The sequence below is a fragment of the Gillisia sp. Hel_I_86 genome, from assembly GCF_007827275.1.
Taxonomy (GTDB): Bacteria; Bacteroidota; Bacteroidia; order Flavobacteriales; family Flavobacteriaceae; genus Gillisia.
Window position 1 is genome coordinate 1,716,483 of record NZ_VISE01000001.1, and the last position, 17,624, is coordinate 1,734,106.

The window sequence follows — 17,624 nt, forward strand, 5'->3', positions numbered from 1 at the left end:
CAGGATACGATCCAGCATCAACTATTTCGTGGAAGATAAGTTGCAAGGCAATTCGAGCTATATTATTTATTTTTTGATGGCTCTTTCATTCTGTATGTTTTACTGATCTGTGGTTTTCGGATTCTCCTTATTAATAGAAAACGCTTTTGCTTTAATAGTACTGATTTTTCTTTTGGCCATCACTTTATTGTGGCCTGCCATACGCCATGAATCAGATAGACATCTTCAAAAGGATCGGCATCCTTTTACCATAACACGGGTTAAGAAATCTAAAATTCAGTACGATCTTCTCGATCTTGATGCTAATTCTCAGAAGGAATTTAATAGACTGCTTCAAGGGAGAAATGTCCAAGCCCACATCAATTTCACAATAGGCAACAAAAGTGGAGAATCTGCCAATCATCGAATCCTTTTTGTATTGTTCGATGAAGTACTGGTGGGAGGTATTCAAGGGTTTAATGGTGATCGGAAAAAACACTTCTTTCAATTGCTTATTAATTCTTTTGTAATGAACGGGGAAGCGCTTAAAGAAAACACCTTAAAGACTAGTTTTTCCTCTTGGAAAAACGATCAGGAGAAAATTAACTCCCGAAATCAGCGAAAATTCATCCACCACATGCTGGGTAAAGAATAATAATAGCGTAATTCCTTTCTTATGTGAGTTATCGTATTGATTTATAGGTGATTTTTCTTCCTTTTAGTAATCCTTCTGTTTGTCCGATAAATAGATCTTTTTCTAATCTTTTAAGTTTATTCAGTAAACCTTGAACCATTTCCTTTGCAATTCCCAGACTAGCATTTTCTTCATACTATTCAAAAATTTCATCAAGTTGCTTTTCTGCAAGGTCAGACCAGATTACTTCTAAATACATTCCTTGTATTTGGACAACAATTCCGAAGTTTTTTTAAACCTCTTATCTTTAGAGCTGGGAACTACAAAAAACCTGAGCATGCATATTGCACGTCACAGCTGGAAATATTTTAGGAAGCAAAATTCCGATTCAGATGTTACAGAAACTTTATAGGCATTCTCCAGTAACATCAACTCTTATTTACCAATCCAATTTTATGCAAGATGGGGTAGGACGATGCGTTGGATAAAGTTATGAATTTTTAGAGGTGTCCAATTAACTTCTTATTGAAATTTGTTCATAAGTCAGTGGTTTGGATTCAATCCTCCTGTAATTAGATTATCAAATATTGTTTCCTTGCTGTTCGATCTGTTAAGTCGGTAACTGTACTCATCTAAATACTTTTCAATATGCCCCTCATGCATCCATGAAAAAGTGCTCCTTAACCAAGATTTCACGTGATGGGTTATCGTGTTCATTTCAAAAAATGTAGCACCTTTATTACTCTTTGTTTGAGTTATGTCATACAAGCCCATTAATGGTTCATGCCCTGTCCATTGGTCTGTTTCCACCTTTGCTGTTGTTGAAATATGGGCATCGAATATTTTTTCTAATGATGTAGATGAATAATCTTTGATACTTTTGAAATGGGCTCTTTTAACACCACCTTTTTTGTCGATTTCAACAGCTGCCACTACTTTTTTTTTCTTGGTATTTGTACTTCTTCCGGGTTTTAAATCTTCTTTTCCCCCAAACACAAATTCATCAACGATAACAGTGGCTGTAATTGGGTAGCATTCACTGCTTTTCATAGCACTCCGAACTTTATGCATAAACAACCAAGTTGTGCTCCTGCTAACATTTAATCGTTTTGCCATTTGGCTTGAAGACATGCTTTTTGTTGTGGCACTCATTTCAAAGACGATCATAAATGCTTTTCTTACACCAATTTCAACTTTGTGAAACAAGGTATTGGCAGTTGGGCTTTCAATATGGTGGCATCTATTGCAATCCCTGGCTAAATTAGCTTTACGGATCGTGAATTTTGTATGTTCACATTTTACACAAAGGAAGCCATCCTTCCATTTAGGATTTGCTGAATATTCCAAACAATCCAAATCGGTTTTAAATTTATCAAAATATTCCAGCATCCCTTGGCCCTTGGATTTTTCCATTTTCCTTTTATTTTACCTAACAAAATATAAGTATTTAGGTAGACAGCTCTAAAAAATGTATTGAGCTCATCCGCTTACTTACATCAATTGTGAAAACAACTTCAACAACTAAAACCTAAACACTAATAATTTAAAATTGAATTAGATGTTAAACAAAATATTATCAATTTCACTTCAAAATAGATTGCTCATTCTATTGGGAGCGGTTGCCTTGAGCGTGCTGGGTGTATATTATGCTCGCACAATGAACGTGGATGTATTCCCAGACCTTACAGCGCCTACGGTAACCATTCTTACCGAAGCGCACGGAATGGAATCTGAAGAAGTAGAAAAATTAGTAACCTATCAACTGGAAACTGCCTTAAACGGTTCGCCAAACGTGAGACGAATTCGTTCGTCATCAGCAGCAGGTGTTTCTATTGTTTGGGTAGAACTTGAATGGGGAACCGATATTTATCGGGCGCGTCAAATTGTAAGCGAACGTATCCCGATGGTAAGGGAGAATTTGCCCGAAGGTGTTGGAGCACCTACTATGGCACCTATTTCATCCATAATGGGAGAAATAATGCTTTTGGGTGTGACTTCGGATAGTTTGTCCCCAATGGAATTACGTACCTTGTCTGATTGGACGATCAGGCCTCGTATAAAAGCCATTGGTGGGATTGCAAATGTGGTGGTCATTGGTGGCGATTATAAACAATACCAAGTATTTGCCAATCCTGAAAAGATGAAGTATTACGACGTGAGCCTATCAGAATTGGTAGAACACGTTAAGCAAGCAAACAAAAATGCGCCAGGTGGCGTGATAAACCAATATGGAAATCAATACATCATTAAGGGAAGCGGTAGAGCCTATGCATTGGAAGATTTACAAGAAGCTGTTCTAAAGGAAGTGAATGGTCAAACCATCAAAATAAAAGATGTAGCAACGGTTCAAATAGGAGCTGCAGATAAAATTGGGGGTGGTTCATTAAATGCAAAACCGGCAGTTATTTTAACCATCTCAAAACAACCCGATGTCAATACTTTGGAATTGACTGAGAGATTGGATGAAGCGATTGCCGATTTAGAAAAAACCTTACCTAAAGGTGTCCATATCAAAAGTCAAATCTTTAGGCAGTCCGATTGTATAGATGCTTCCATCAGCAATTTGAATCAGACCTTATTGGAAGGGGCATTCTTTGTAATGATTGTCCTTTTCATCTTTTTAATGAATTGGAGAACGACCTTAATTTCCTTGTTGGCAATTCCTATTTCATTATTGGTGTCCATTATCATTTTAAAATGGCTGGGTTACACCATAAATACAATGAGTCTGGGAGGGATGGCAATTGCCATAGGAGCATTGGTGGATGACGCAATTATCGATGTGGAAAACGCATATAAACGCTTACGTGAAAATATCAGAAAACCAAAAGCAGAACGTCAATCGACAATTACTGTGGTGCGCGATGCATCAGTTGAAATTCGAAGTTCTATAATAATCGCAACGCTGATTATTATTGTCTCATTTGTTCCCTTATTCTTTTTAAGTGGAATGGAGGGTCGTTTGTTACAACCCTGGGAATAGCCTTTGTGACTTCGGTCTTAACTTCATTGATTGTCGCTGTAACGGTAACCCCAATTTTGTGTTCCTATTTATTGAACAATGAAAAACTACTCAATAAACAAGCAGAAGGCACACGTGTAGACCGTTGGTTACAGAAACATTATGGCATCCTTTTGGAACGTGCGACTAAAATACCTAAAACAATTATAGGCGTAACTGTCATTGCATTTGTATTAAGTTTATTGGTAGTCACGCAATTAGGACGAAGTTTTCTGCCAGAATTTAATGAAGGTTCATTGGTAATTAGTGTGGTTGGTCCACCGGGAATGTCCTTGGAAGAGAGCAATAAGACTGGTAAATTAATTGAGACTATACTATTGGATATGCCCGAAGCGGAAGTCGTAACCTGAAGACAAGGCCGAGCCGAACTGGACGAACACGCACAAGGCGTAAATGCTTCGGAAATTGATGTGCCATTTGTCCTCGAAGACAAAACCAAAGAAGAATTCTTTGAAGAAGTCCGAAATAAATTGAGCATCGCACCAGGTGTGAATATTACATTGGGACAGCCCATAGCTCACCGTATAGACCATATGCTTTCGGGTACACGTGCCAATATTGCGATTAAGATTTTTGGTTCAGATTTACAACGTTTGTTTGAAGTTGGTAAAAGCGTAGAGCAGAACATTAAGGATATCAACGGACTGGCAGATGTTGCGGTTGACCAACAAATTGAAGTGCCACAAATACGCATCAAACCCAAACGTCAAATTCTCTCGGCTTATGGAATGACCGTTGGCAATTTAATGGAGCAAGTAGATATTGCCTTTGCAGGTGAAGAAGCGGGGGAGATTTATGAAGGGCAACAGTATTTTGATTTGGTGATCCGTTATGAAAAACCGTTTCGAGATAATATTGAGAACATCGGGAACACCTTAATCAGTCTTCCAAATGGGGTCAAACCACTTTGGGCGAATTGACAACCGTTCAATCCGTTAGCAGTCCAAACACTATTAATCGTGAAGATGTGCAACGTAAAATTGTGGTTGCTGCCAATGTTCAAGGTAGGGACTTACGTGGTGCCGTAAATGAAATAAAGGAAGTTGTAGCAAACAATGTGAATATGCCAGAGGGCTACCGAGTGGAATATGGCGGACAGTTTGAAAGCGAATCCAAAGCATCACAATTACTTATGTTTACTGCAATCATTGCAATAGCTATTATTTTTCTGCTACTGTATTATGAATTTAAAGATGTAAAACTGGCCTTTGTAGTGTTGATAAATCTGCCGTTGGCATTAATTGGGGGAATCTTGATTGTGTATTTTACATCGGGAATCATCAGTATTGCGGCAACAATAGGGTTTATCAGTCTTTTTGGAATTGCTACGCGTAACGGTATTTTATTGGTTTCGCATTATGAGGATTTAAGAAAGGAAGGGGTGCAAGGGTTTCAGTCGATAAAAAATGGAGCGTTAGACCGTTTAAACCCTATCTTAATGACAGCTTTACCACAGGTTTGGCATTAATACCGCTGGCCCTAAAAGGAGGCGAGACAGGTAGTGAAATTCAAAGTCCAATGGCAGTTGTTATTTTGGGTGGGTTGTTATCGGCTACAATTTTGAATTTGGTAGTGATTCCGTGCGTATACCAGTTGGCATTAAAAAAGGAAAAATAAACAATTTAATAAATAATGAATAAACCTTCTTGCTCCGGTTAAGGAGGTTTTTTATGCTCTCACATTTCCAATCCCATTCAGTGTATTTCCTGCGCTACTCTGGAAATAAATTCCATTCCCGTATAAGTACTTTTATAATTTGAATAGTACTCAAAAGATTGCGGTTATTGTATCTCTTTTAGTTTCCCATATTTAGAATAAAATTTCATAATTAAATCTTTGTATATCCGTTTATTGTCCTATAGTTATTTTGTCACCCTGCATTTATTTCAGGATCTCTATTTACGGTATTGATTCTTAGTGTTATGAGATTCTGAAACAAGTTCATAATGACGGTAATCCCGCATCGACATCCTGAACTGGTTACAGGGTTTCCTTAGGGCTCACTGAGATTCTGAAACAAGTTTAGCATGCCAAAAAATCTAACTATAGCTAGTTACAGGCAATCTTAAACGAAAAACAGAAAATTTGAAATTTAATAGTATCCATTCTAGATGAACAGTGCTTATTCCAAATACTTCAAAAACTCATTTCTAGGAATTTCAGCTGCTCCCAAACTATTTAAATGTTCGGTATAAATCTGGCAATCTATTAAAGAAACTCCTTCGACTTTTAATTTTCTAACATACTTGATAAATCCATATTTGGAGGCATTGCTCACTTTAGCAAACATACTTTCTCCACAGAAGATTTTCTTCTCTTTTAGGTAAATGCCATAAAGCCCACCAACCAGCTCATCTTTTTGCCAAACCTCAACAGATTGCACTATTCCCAAGTGATGTAGGTCCAAATATGCATCTTTGATCTCCTGGGTGATCCAAGTTCCGTTTTGCCCATCTCGCTTGATAGCCGCACAATTTTCGATTACAGCAATAAAATCCTGATTATAGGTGACCTGAAAAGCTTCCTTTTTAAGCAGTTGCCACATACTTTTGGAAACCTTCAAATTCTCTGGAAACAAGACCATTCTTGGATTTGGGCTCCACCAAAGAATAGGCTCCGATTCATCATACCAAGGAAAAATGCCGTTATTATAAGCATCTAATAGACGTTCCACAGAAAGATCTCCTCCCATTGCCAAAAGACCGTCTGGGTTTGCAAATTCCACTGGTGGAAATTTTTGATATGGCGTTGAAGATTTCAAGATTTTAGGATACTATTAATGGGAACTTCCTTCAATTTAGCAAATAAAAAGAAAAGCTTAGCCTCTCAATTTAAGATGCTAAGCTTTCATTTTATAAAATTCTTTAGGCCTTAAACCTTAGAAAGGCAAATCGTCGTAATCTTCATCTTTAAGATCTTGAGCAGGCTCAAATTGATCTGCAGGTGGAGGTGTTTGCCCTGGAGCCGCACTAGCAGCTTGCAAATTCTCTATTCTCCAACCTTGAATAGAATTAAAATATTTGGTTTCTCCTTGAGGATTCACCCATTCCCGACCTCTTAAATTAATTCCAATTTTTACTGGTTGCCCAACTTGGTAGTTATTTAAAAGATCTGTTTTATCTTGTACAAATTCCACCATAATATGTTGTGGATACTGCTCTTCAGTTGTCACAACAACTTCTCTTTTTCTAAATCCGTTACTTCCGAATGTTTGGGTTTCACCAATCATTTTGATTTTTCCTTCTACTTCCATTTTAATTTGATTTTGCTAATAATATTTTCCAGGCTTTTGCCGGATCTTCTTTCTCTAAATATTCATGTGCTTGTAAATGGATCTTTTTAATATCTCCAGATTTCACCAAGCCCCAGGCATTGTTATCCTCATTTATAAATTCATTTATTTCTTCTGTAGAAGGTAAAACTTCTACATTCCCAAGTCTACCAAGGTCATTCCCAGTTAAAATGCTACTGTTTCTAATCTCTTCCGGAATTTGATCTACACCTATTCCAAGAGTTGATAAAGGTTTAGGCACTTCAAAAAGTCCCTTTTTAGCGCGAGTATACCAGTTCCCCCCCATTCTTGCTACCTGATCTATTTTATGCTGATCTATAAACCCTTCAGCATCTAAAATAGCTTCGTCAAAATGCATTTTCACCACTTCACAAATCACCAAATTCCCGGCTCCTCCTTCTTCTCCCAGCTCTCTTACTTCTAAGATCTTACACTCGAACTGCGCAGGAGACTCCCCAACCCTAAAAGGCTTTACTTTATCTGAAGGCAACATCGTAAAACCAGCTTTTTCAAACTCATTAACTCCTTCAGGATATTCTGTGCTGGAAAGTGACATTTGCTGTACGATCCTATAATTTACAATATTAATCACCACTTCCTTGATTGCTTTTGCATTTAAATAAGTATGTTTAACAGTATTATCGCGACCCCTTCTCGCAGGAGAAAAGATCAAGATAGGTGGGTTCGCGCTAAACACATTAAAAAAACTGAATGGAGACAAGTTTGGTCTGCCATTTTCATCTAAAGTACTGGCAAACGCAATGGGTCTTGGCCCTATCGCTCCCAGTAAGTATTGATGTCTTTTCCCAGTACTAATTTCCTTTGGATCTATAGATAGCATTCAGCAATTTTTCACAAAGGTAACGAATAGCCCTAGGAATGAAAAACCGTATTTCAACAATAATATCAACAGAAAACGGTTATATTTAAATCCTTCTAAATAAGGCTTCATGAATTTTACAAACGAACGAAACTTTGCACGTTGGTTCATTATTATCTCTTCCCTGCTCATTGTAGCACTTATTTTATGGAACACCTCCATCTTTTTTGAGCGCTTAAAACAAGATGAGCGCGATAAAATGGAATTATGGACTGCGGCACAAGCATTCCTGGATAAAGCCACCGGGGATACGGATATCGATCTCACTTTAAAAATCCTTAATACCAATACCACCATTCCCACCATCTGGATAAATGAAAAAGGGAAAATTGTGGATGGTTTAAATATTCCAATAGAAACAAGAGGGGATCAAGAGAAGTTGGACGAATATTTCGCAGAATTAAAGTCGGAAAACGAGCCGATAGAAATGGTTTTGGGAAAAAACCAAGTTCATAAGATCTACTATGGGGATTCGCCGCTGCTAACAAAGATCAAATATTACCCTATAGGATTGTTACTTATAATATTTTTGTTTATCGGGGTGGTATATTTCTTTTATACCACCACGAAATCCAGTGAGCAAAACAAATTATGGGCGGGAATGGCAAAAGAAACCGCACACCAAATAGGAACCCCATTATCCTCTTTAATTGGATGGACAGAGATTCTGAAAGAAGAAAATGTTAATAAGTCCTATATTTCTGAAATTGAAAAGGATATAGAGAGATTAAGAACCATTACCGATAGGTTCTCGAAAATTGGTTCCATCCCTATCCTTTCTGAAACCGATATTGTGATTGCCACAAAAGAGAGTTATAACTATCTATTTACCCGAAGCTCCCGTCTAATCGACTTTAAACTTTCTACACCACACACTCCTGTTTTTGTGAATTTAAACGAGTCCTTATACAGCTGGACCATAGAGAATTTAGTGAGGAATGCGATAGATGCCATGAAGGGCAAAGGAAATCTTGGCATAGAGATAAAGCAAGATCTACATTGGGTATATATTTATATTAAAGATAGCGGTAAAGGCATTCCAAAAAGTAAGTACCATACTATTTTTAATCCTGGGTTTACCACAAAAAAGAGAGGCTGGGGACTAGGGCTTTCCCTTTCCAAACGGATTATTGAAGAATATCACAATGGAAAGATCAAGGTTTATGAAAGTGAACTTAACAAGGGAACAACTTTCCAAATTGCCTTAAGAAAGCTTCAATAATCCTTCATTATTTCCCTAAGATCATCCGGGATTGTATAGGTTTTATTTGTATTAAAATCGTAAAACACAGCAACATCACGACCTTCAGCACACACTTCCATAGCTTTATTCAGAATAATATGATCCAGTCCAAAACTGCTATTTTTGATGAATGCCAGTTTTGTTTTTACGATTGCAGTCCCAGGATAGTATAAGGATTTTTTAAAATCACAGTGTGTAGAAACCACCATTGGGCCTTTGTTGGATTCTTCAAAAATTTTGGTTAATCCAGTTGCTTCCCAAAAGAGTGATCTTCCTGTTTGCATGAATCTAATAAAAGCAAGATTGTTTACATGCTTGTACATATCCAGATCGCTCCAATCTATCCTTAGGCCTATACTAAGTTTATAATCTGAATAATCCATTATAAATTTTCCTTGATCTCTTCTGCCAATCTTGATAATTGATCGTGCGAAAAATTCAACTTCTTGCCAAAATCCATATCCTTCATCTTGTTCAACGGAATTAAATGAACGTGCACATGTGGCACTTCCAACCCGATCACTGCCATTCCCACACGCTTACAAGGAACAGCTTCTTCTAGGGCTATCGCCACCTTTTTAGAAAAATTCATTAATCCTTGATAGGTTTCATCATCCAGATCAAACAATTTATTGACCTCCACTTTCGGGATACACAACGTATGACCTTTGGCATTTGGATTTATATCCAGGAAAGCTAGAAATTTATCGGTTTCGGCAATTTTATAGGAGGGAAGTTCCCCGCTGATGATTTTAGAAAATATTGTAGACATAGCTGTTGTATTAATTTAAAATCGGAAACATCGGGGCAGGCCCTCAACGAGGGGTTAAAAAACCTTTTTCTGACATCTATTACCAGCCGCAAAAAAGGTTTAAATACTTTTTATTTAAATATAAAATCATTCCCTCCAGATCTTAAGCACTTCAAATTCCATGGTGCCGTTAGGGACACTGATTTCTGCAGTATCTCCAACCTGTTTTCCCAATAATCCTTTTCCAATAGGTGATTCAACAGAAATCTTACCGGTTTTGATATCGGCTTCACTTTGGGCTACCAGTTTATAGGTCATTTCCGATCCGTTGGTCTTATTTTTAATTTTAACCAAGGAGTGCACCAAAGCTTTTGAAGTATCCAACTGGGATTCATCTATTACACGGGCATTGGAAACCACTTCTTCCATCTTGGAAATTCTCATTTCCAAAAGCCCTTGAGCTTCTTTTGCCGCATCATATTCTGCATTTTCACTTAAATCCCCCTTATCGCGGGCTTCAGCAATTGCTTGGGATGCTTTAGGGCGCTCTACATCCCTTAATTGATTAAGTTCATCTTTCAGCTTTTTTAGGCCTTCAATTGTATAATAAGATACTTTACTCATAATTTTCTCGTTTATCAATAATAGTTACAGGAATTAACCTCACACTCCCCATTACCTATAACTGTATTGTGATTTTATAAATTCCAAACTCCAAAAGCAACAGGATTTGGAAAACCTAATTAGGTCTGTTTTATATGCGTTTAAATTTTAAAACCATGATAATAAATACAAAAAACCCCATATAATATGGGATTTATATACACAAATATAATAAATTTAAATTTTGAAAGCAATATATTTCTTAAGCCCAAAAGCCATTTAAAATGATCCAAAAAGTTTCTAGTTTCTTAATGCTTCTTTTAGTATTTAGTTCTTGTAGCACCAATGACAACGACCGAATAGATAACCCGAATTTAACAAATGTAAGTTTTAGATTGAACCTAGAGCTGAACTTACCCGAGTACAACAGTTTGAATTTTCCGGGAAACAGTTATTCTACCTATAATACCGGGATCAACGGCGTGGTTGTATATAATATTAATAACACCCAGTTCACTGCTTTTGAACTAAGTGATCCCAACCACCCTTTAAGCGAATGTTCCTCATTGAGAGTACAAGGCGTTATCGCAACATGTGATTGCAATGATGGCAACAGCTATAATATTCTAACGGGGGAGCTTACCAACGGTAGCGGCCAATATACGATGAAACCTTATAGGGTCAGTAAAAATGGGAATGTGCTAGAGGTGTTTAATTAAACTTATTTTCCGAAAAAATTAGGTCGCCGTTCTATCCTACGAATGGCGACTTTTTTTGTGCTTCAATCTTGAAAATTGAACCTTAACCCACAAAGTTCTTTTCATTAAACCCTCAAGAGGGTTTAAAATTTCAAGGTTGCTCCCGCTAAGAAATTAATGCCCGATTGCGGATAATAACCCGCCCCTTCCACGGTAGTAATTATTCCTGGGGTTGAGAAATCATCATCATAGGTATAGAAATAGCCATTGGAAACATATTTCACATCAAAAATATTATTTACCAAAGCGTTCAAAACAATGGATTTAAAAACTGGTATGTTTTTTAGTTCATATACCACATTTAGATCGTTTACAAAGAAACTGTCCAGTTTGGAAGCATCGCTATCTATATTTCCCATATACTGCTCCCCTACATATTTAGAAAGCAAACCTATTTGTATGTTTTCTTTAGGCGAAAATACAAGCATATTAGAAGCAACAAGTTCCGGGGAATAAGAAATATTGGTGTTTCCCAAGTTTGCCAAACCTCCATCTATGGAAGCAACAAAATCCTTGTTTTTATTGGTGCTCAAAGCAATATTTGGCATCAACCTCCATTTGTCGGATAATTCCCAATCGGCATCTATTTCCAGCCCTAACCTATAGCTGTTCCCGCTGGTAGTTCTTAACGGGGCACCAACATCGTTCAAAGCTCCTGAAAGCACCAGCTGATCTTTATAGTCCATAAAATAAACATTCGAATTCACCTTGAAGTTAGATTTGCTGTATCTCCAGCCCAATTCGAAATCATTCAATTTTTCGGCAGTATTGATTCCCTCTTCAAAATCGTTTCTTGTGGGTTCCCTATTTGCCCTTCCGTAGTAGCCATAAAACTGATTGTTTAAATCTAACTGATACGTGATCCCAGCCTTTGGATTAAAAAATTCAAAGCTTTCATCTACATCTATTCCAACAAGATCTGAGGTGATTCCACCGGTCTTATAATCCAAAAACCTTCCCTGAAGGTCAACGAAAAATTGCCATTTATCATCAAGCTTAAAAGTGGCTTTAGAGAATACGGTAAATTCATTTTTAGTAGCATCGCTAAAATAATATCTGTCACGAATTTCAGAATCACTGGCAAATCTGGCCCAAATCACCTCTCCAAAATGATCTCCCTTATAAAGGCTATAAAATGCTCCGGAAGTCACTTCCAAATTCGAGTTTTTATAGGTAGCATTGGCATTTACCACATAATAATCGTTATCCAACCATCTTCTTCTTATAAGATCTGTGGAATTAATGGTTTCCCCGCCAATTTCCAGGGGTGCAAAATTATAATCTTCAAAATCCTCATCTTCTTTGTATTGCTCGAAATACCCCCTTCCATAGGTATAATTTAAACCAAGATTGGTAGACCAATTATTATTAAAACGCTGATTCCAGTGAAGTTGATAATGATCTTGATTATAGTGATCTACTTCATTATCATAAAATTGGGGATTTCCCTCTTCATCGGTATACTTTCCCGCAGGGTTAAAGGTCCTGTTCTCCTTCAAAGTTTCTTTATCGATCCCTTCCCAAGATTGATAGGTTTCTTCTTCGCCCCCAAAAACAATAGCTTTTATCAAGGTATTATCATCTACATAAGCACCCTGTAGGAAATAAGATTTTAGATTGGAAGAAGCACGGTCTACATATCCATCGGAAACTATGTTGGATAACCTTCCAGAAATTTCAATATGATCATTTAACAAACCAGTGCTTAATTTTACATTATGTTTTCTAGTCCCAAAAGACCCAAATGAATTCGAGATTTCTCCATAAGCTTCTTCGGAAACAGCATCGGAAAGCAAATTTAAACTAGCTCCAAAAGCTCCAGATCCATTGGTAGAGGTTCCCACCCCTCTTTGCAATTGCAAATTCTCAACTGAAGAGGCGAAATCTGGCAAATTAACCCAGAAGGAACCTTGACTTTCAGAATCGTTAAATGGAATTCCGTTGAGGGTCACATTTACGCGCGAGGCATCACTTCCACGAACCCTAATGTACGTGTAGCCTACACCAGCACCAGCGTCTGAGGTCGTTACTACAGATGGCAAATAATTTAATAGGTAAGGAATATCCTGCCCTAAATTTCGCTTTTCGAGTTCTTTCTTGGAAAGATCAGAGTGGGTCACTGGGGAATCTGCATTTACCCTGATAGCTTGAACGAGGACTTCATCCAAGGTTTCCACGGGCTTTCTTAGCGTGTCGTTTTCTTGTTGAGCATAACCAAATGCGGTTATTAATAGTGCTGTAGGTAATAGAGATAAAATTTTCATTCGTTACATTGATCTTGTTACGAATAAAGGGGGCGATTATTCTTGGTTTAATATTTATGTTAAAATTCATGTATAAAAAAACCCTTAATAAATCTATCCTGAAGATTTAATAAGGGATCTATACCATTTTGATGCCCTTTCGAGTATCGGTTCCCTTGGCAGCATTACCTGCCCAGGTTCGTTGGGTATAATCTCAGCTATTTTCAGAAATAAACCTTAAAATAGCACCCCCTTTGAGATGTGGCACAAATGTAGCAAGGTTTTTTTGATTTCCTACGTCATTACCAAATTTTAAAAGAATTGGCGTAATTTTAGCGATATTTTGCTGATGAAGAATACGAAGCGCTCCATAACTTTTAAGGTAATTATCGGGTATCTAATGGTAGCTGCGGTTGCCGCTGTGGCAGTTTGGTTTAGCTATGCGCAGGTGGTGAAATTCTCTTCTATAAATCAGTCCAATAATCTAAACAATCAGCAATTGGTGCTGGTAAGCGAAATAGCCACCGCTCTTTATGAAACAGAAAGTACGGGTCGCCAATTTATTCAAACAGGCGACACTACAGATCTTAATAGATATAGCAGGCAAATAGATGGAATTCAGGAAAGCATCAATGTGCTTAAGATGACCTATGCCGATTCTATTATGAAAATTGAATTGGATAGTATTTCCAACTTATTGTCCAGAAAAAGCGAAAATTTAGAGGAATTATTAAAACTACGATCCAGGGATAGGAACACGAGTTTTTATACCGAAGTGATTCAGGAATTGGAAAAAGTTGATGAATCCTTTAAAGATCAAAACAACGAAAACCGCTTTCCGAATTTAGAACCTCATCAACGAAGGGTTTTAATACGATTGTTGGAATTCTCGAAAGACGAAAATCAAGAACAACTTTCCAGCATAAGTGCAGATTCTTTGGTTACTTCAGTAAAAAAAGTTTTAAATGAATTGGAGCGTCAAAACCAAAGGTTTAGGTCTATCATCAATAAAAAAGAAAACGAATTACTGGACAATGATATCACTTTAAATGATCAATTAAGAAATTTATTGGCATCAGTAGAGCAAGAGGAAAGGGTTACCACGTTTAATAGGGCAAAAGGGTCCCAAGAAATGCTGAATGAAGTGTGGCAAATACTCCTTTTGGTGGGTGGTAGCAGTGTGCTTATCGTGCTATTTTTCTTGTTTCTTATTATAAGGGATGTTTCCAGAAGTCAGCAATACAGGATTCAGTTGGAAGAGGCTAAATCGTTTACAGAGTCCCTAATGGCTCGAAGGGAGCAATTTATGGCGACCATCACCCACGATCTTAGATCTCCTCTTAATACGGTTTTAGGGTATACAGAGCTGATTGGCAAAACACCACTTAACAACAAGCAAGAACATTATTTGGGGCATCTTAGAAAGAGTTCAGAATATATTCTCCATTTGGTAAATGACCTTTTGGACCTCTCTAAACTGGATGCAGGTAAAATGCAGATTGAAAAGTTGCCTTTCAATGCTAAAAATTTACTGGAAGAAACCTTCTATAATATTGTTCCTGAAGACGATCCCAAAAAACTAGCACTTTTTGTGGAGGCTGACGAAAGTGCAGATGTAAATGTTTTAAGCGATCCCTTTAGAATTAAACAAATACTTTCCAACCTTATTAATAACGCTTATAAATTTACCGAAGAAGGAAGTATAACAGTCTCTGTTAGCCTAGAAAAACAAATTGAGGACAGCTATATCTTGACCTATAAAATAAAAGATACCGGTCTAGGAATTTCAAAAGACAAACAGAAGGAGATCTTCGAAGAGTTTTCTCAAGAACATCGGCAAATCGAAAAAAAATATGGTGGGACCGGACTTGGCCTAGCGATTTCCCAACGAATCACCAACCTACTAAACGGGGAACTCTCCTTAGAAAGTGAACATGGAAAAGGAAGTGTTTTTACTTTAATAATTCCCGTTATAAAACTTACGGACAAATTAGAAGTAGTTCCCGAAACACTTTTCAACACTCTTCAACTAAACGCGAAAAACATACTTGCAGTAGATGATGAATCCTCTCAACTGGCTCTTTCCAGGGAACTCATAAAATCTATTGGGATGAATTGCGATATAGCGCAAAATGGAAAAGAAGCTCTAAAAAAACTGGAAGGAAAAGAATATGATCTGGTACTTACAGATATTCAAATGCCCACAATGGATGGTTTTGAACTACTTAAAGAAATTCAATCCAAAAAAAATCTAAAACATATTCCAGTAATTGCTGCTTCTGGCAGGACTACACTTACAACCAAGGATTATTTAAATGCCGGGTTTTCCGGGAACTTATTGAAACCTTACAAACCACAAGAACTCTTGCAAAAAATTGGAGATGTTCTTCATCTGGAATTAGAAACGAACTCTGGAATCAAAACCCAAACAGAGGAAAGTTTAGAAGAGTTCTCTTTAGAGGAGATCTTATTATTTGCTGGGGATGATAAAAATGCGTTAAACACTATTTTGAAAGTCTTTATAGATGCAAGCAAAAAAAACCTGAAAGAGATAAAAAAAGCAACTAAAAAGAACAACAAAAGTAGAATTGCTGCAATTGCGCACAAAATGCTGCCAATGTACAAGCAGTTAAATACTCGAGATATTGTATTTCAATTACAGCAGTTAGAAAAGGAAGTGCCAGGTTCTTTTGAAGATTATAAAATCCAAGGATTGATAACCGAAATAGAAGTGCTTTTAGCAAAGCTAGAGAGAGAAATTATAGTTTGATATTATACTGCTTAAGTTTGTTATAAAGGGTTTTTCTATCGATATCTAGAAGCCTTGCCGCCTTGCTCTTATTGCCCTGTGCCTTTTCCAGAGCATCAAGTATCAAGGACTCTTCATTTTTATTCTTGAACAACCCGTAGGATTCATCGCTGCTTTTGGCAACAGAGATCTCATGGGGCAATACTTTAAGCGGAATGATATTGGTTTGTGCCAGCAATACGGCCCTTTTTACCATATTTTTGAGCTCCCTTAAATTTCCCGGCCAACTATAGTTTTTAAATGCATCGGTAGCTTCTTCACTAAAGCCAACAACTTCCTTCTCCAGGTCTTCGTTTGCTTCGTCTAAAAAATAATCAGCAAACAGCATCAAATCTTCACGTCTCTCGCGCAAGGCTGGAACCTGAATGGAAAACTCATTCAACCTATGATAAAGATCTTCCCTAAAATTCCCTTCTTTAACCGCTTTGGTTAAATCTTCGTTGGTAGCCGTCACCACTCTAATATCAACCTTTATTTCATGGTTGCTACCTACAGGCTTAATCTTTCGTTCTTGCAATGCACGTAACAATTGTACTTGCAATCCATAGCTTAGATTCCCTATTTCGTCCAGAAATAGAGTTCCGCCGGTGGCTGCTTCAAAATGCCCCGTTTTATCCTGTATAGCACCCGTAAAAGATCCTTTTACATGCCCGAAGAATTCACTGGAGGCGATTTCTTTTGGAATTGCCCCGCAATCTACTGCAATAAAAGGCGCACTTTGCCTCTTGCTTTTATCGTGGATACTTTTGGCAACCTGCTCTTTTCCGGTACCGCTCTCTCCCATGATCAAGACCGACATGTTGGTTGGTGCCACAAGCTCTATATAATCGTTTAATTTTTTGGCAGCATCACTCACCCCTTTCACGAATTCTGAAGAAGAATCCAAAACTTTTACCTTTTGCTTTTTCTTTGGAAGAACCTTTTTCTGAGCGATCTTATTTCCATTTAAATTCCTTTGATCCAAAGCATTTTCAATGGTCTGAAGAATGGCTTCTGGTCTAAAAGGTTTCGAAACATAATCGAAAGCTCCATTTTTCATGGCCTTTACAGCCATATTTATTTCAGCATAATTGGTCATTACAATAACCTGTGTTGTGGGATAATTGGTTTTAACTTCAAATAGTACTTCCAAGCCATCACTATCTGGCAACCTAACATCGGTAAGAACGACTTCAAAGGGACTCGCTATTATTTTTTTGAAGGCTTCTGCAGCAGAGAAAGAAGTCTCCACCTTATAGCCCCTTTTTTCAAAAAATGTCTTTAACATTGTGGCAAATGCCACATCGTCTTCTACAATAAGAATGGATACCATAATTCGGCTTTGGTTTTAATATCTCTCAAATTTACGAATTATGGTTCTTTTTAGAGCGGTACTTGTTAAAACAAAAAAGAGCCGACCACAATGTCAGC

General features: G+C 37.4%; 13 protein-coding genes, 2 pseudogenes and 1 riboswitch. Of the genes and pseudogenes, 6 read left to right on the plus strand and 9 right to left on the minus strand.

Features of this window, described 5'->3' with window-relative positions:
- Positions 1 to 109: 109 nt before the first annotated feature.
- Positions 110 to 634 carry a hypothetical protein gene (locus JM83_RS07640; RefSeq protein ID WP_144960867.1) on the plus strand — a complete coding sequence of 175 codons (525 nt, stop codon included), beginning with the start codon at positions 110 to 112 and terminating at the stop codon, positions 632 to 634.
- 522 nt (positions 635 to 1,156) lie between these two features.
- Here the strand turns inward: JM83_RS07640 and JM83_RS07650 are convergent.
- Positions 1,157 to 2,026: an IS1595 family transposase gene (locus JM83_RS07650; RefSeq protein WP_144960869.1), complete on the minus strand. Its 870-nt coding sequence runs from the start codon at positions 2,024 to 2,026 to the stop codon at positions 1,157 to 1,159.
- 145 nt (positions 2,027 to 2,171) lie between these two features.
- Between JM83_RS07650 and JM83_RS07655 the strand changes: the two are divergent.
- Positions 2,172 to 4,555, plus strand: a pseudogene (locus tag JM83_RS07655) (efflux RND transporter permease subunit).
- A pseudogene (locus JM83_RS19420) lies at positions 4,552 to 5,252 on the plus strand (efflux RND transporter permease subunit). The pseudogenes JM83_RS07655 and JM83_RS19420 overlap by 4 nt, the downstream one beginning before the upstream one ends.
- A 505-nt stretch (positions 5,253 to 5,757) precedes the next feature.
- Here JM83_RS19420 and aat read toward each other — a convergent pair.
- From aat to JM83_RS07670, 3 genes are all read right to left on the minus strand, one after another.
- Positions 5,758 to 6,327, minus strand: coding sequence for a leucyl/phenylalanyl-tRNA--protein transferase (gene aat / locus JM83_RS07660; protein WP_261376886.1), 570 nt, complete (start codon positions 6,325 to 6,327; stop codon positions 5,758 to 5,760).
- 186 nt (positions 6,328 to 6,513) lie between these two features.
- Positions 6,514 to 6,888 (minus strand): DUF3127 domain-containing protein, encoded by a 375-nt coding sequence (locus JM83_RS07665; RefSeq protein WP_144960873.1) that lies wholly within the window; start codon positions 6,886 to 6,888, stop codon positions 6,514 to 6,516.
- Between the two features lies 1 nt (position 6,889).
- Positions 6,890 to 7,768, minus strand: a complete 879-nt coding sequence (locus JM83_RS07670) for a flavin reductase family protein (RefSeq protein ID WP_144960875.1) — start codon at positions 7,766 to 7,768, stop codon at positions 6,890 to 6,892.
- Between the two features lie 109 nt (positions 7,769 to 7,877).
- Here JM83_RS07670 and JM83_RS07675 point away from each other — a divergent pair, with 109 nt between their 5' ends.
- Positions 7,878 to 9,029 carry a sensor histidine kinase gene (locus JM83_RS07675; protein ID WP_144960877.1) on the plus strand — a complete coding sequence of 384 codons (1,152 nt, stop codon included), beginning with the start codon at positions 7,878 to 7,880 and terminating at the stop codon, positions 9,027 to 9,029.
- Here JM83_RS07675 and JM83_RS07680 read toward each other — a convergent pair.
- The 3 genes from JM83_RS07680 to greA form a co-directional block, all read right to left on the minus strand.
- Entirely contained in the window at positions 9,023 to 9,433 is a 411-nt protein-coding gene (locus JM83_RS07680) for an acyl-CoA thioesterase (protein ID WP_144960879.1), read from the minus strand. The genes JM83_RS07675 and JM83_RS07680 overlap by 7 nt on opposite strands.
- Entirely contained in the window at positions 9,433 to 9,822 is a 390-nt protein-coding gene (locus JM83_RS07685) for an HIT family protein (protein WP_144960881.1), read from the minus strand. Before JM83_RS07685 ends, JM83_RS07680 begins: the two co-directional genes overlap by 1 nt.
- Before the next feature lie 126 nt (positions 9,823 to 9,948).
- Entirely contained in the window at positions 9,949 to 10,425 is a 477-nt protein-coding gene (greA, locus tag JM83_RS07690; RefSeq protein ID WP_144960884.1) for a transcription elongation factor GreA, read from the minus strand.
- A 263-nt stretch (positions 10,426 to 10,688) separates the two neighbouring features.
- On the opposite strand from greA, the gene JM83_RS07695 reads away from it, so the two are divergent.
- On the plus strand, positions 10,689 to 11,123 hold the full coding sequence (locus JM83_RS07695) for a hypothetical protein (protein ID WP_144960886.1): 435 nt from the start codon (positions 10,689 to 10,691) through the stop codon (positions 11,121 to 11,123).
- Positions 11,124 to 11,245: 122 nt separating this feature from the next.
- Here JM83_RS07695 and JM83_RS07700 read toward each other — a convergent pair whose 3' ends face one another.
- Complete coding sequence (locus tag JM83_RS07700) at positions 11,246 to 13,426, minus strand: TonB-dependent receptor (RefSeq protein ID WP_144960888.1); 2,181 nt, start codon at positions 13,424 to 13,426, stop codon at positions 11,246 to 11,248.
- Positions 13,427 to 13,560: 134 nt separating this feature from the next.
- Positions 13,561 to 13,668: riboswitch (TPP riboswitch) on the minus strand.
- An 86-nt stretch (positions 13,669 to 13,754) separates the two neighbouring features.
- Between JM83_RS07700 and JM83_RS07705 the strand changes: the two genes are divergently transcribed.
- Positions 13,755 to 16,175 carry a hybrid sensor histidine kinase/response regulator gene (locus JM83_RS07705; protein WP_144960890.1) on the plus strand — a complete coding sequence of 807 codons (2,421 nt, stop codon included), beginning with the start codon at positions 13,755 to 13,757 and terminating at the stop codon, positions 16,173 to 16,175.
- Here the strand turns inward: JM83_RS07705 and JM83_RS07710 are convergent.
- Positions 16,165 to 17,526 carry a sigma-54-dependent transcriptional regulator gene (locus JM83_RS07710; RefSeq protein WP_144960892.1) on the minus strand — a complete coding sequence of 454 codons (1,362 nt, stop codon included), beginning with the start codon at positions 17,524 to 17,526 and terminating at the stop codon, positions 16,165 to 16,167. The two genes, JM83_RS07705 and JM83_RS07710, sit on opposite strands and share 11 nt — an antisense overlap.
- Between the last annotated feature and the right edge of the window lie 98 nt (positions 17,527 to 17,624).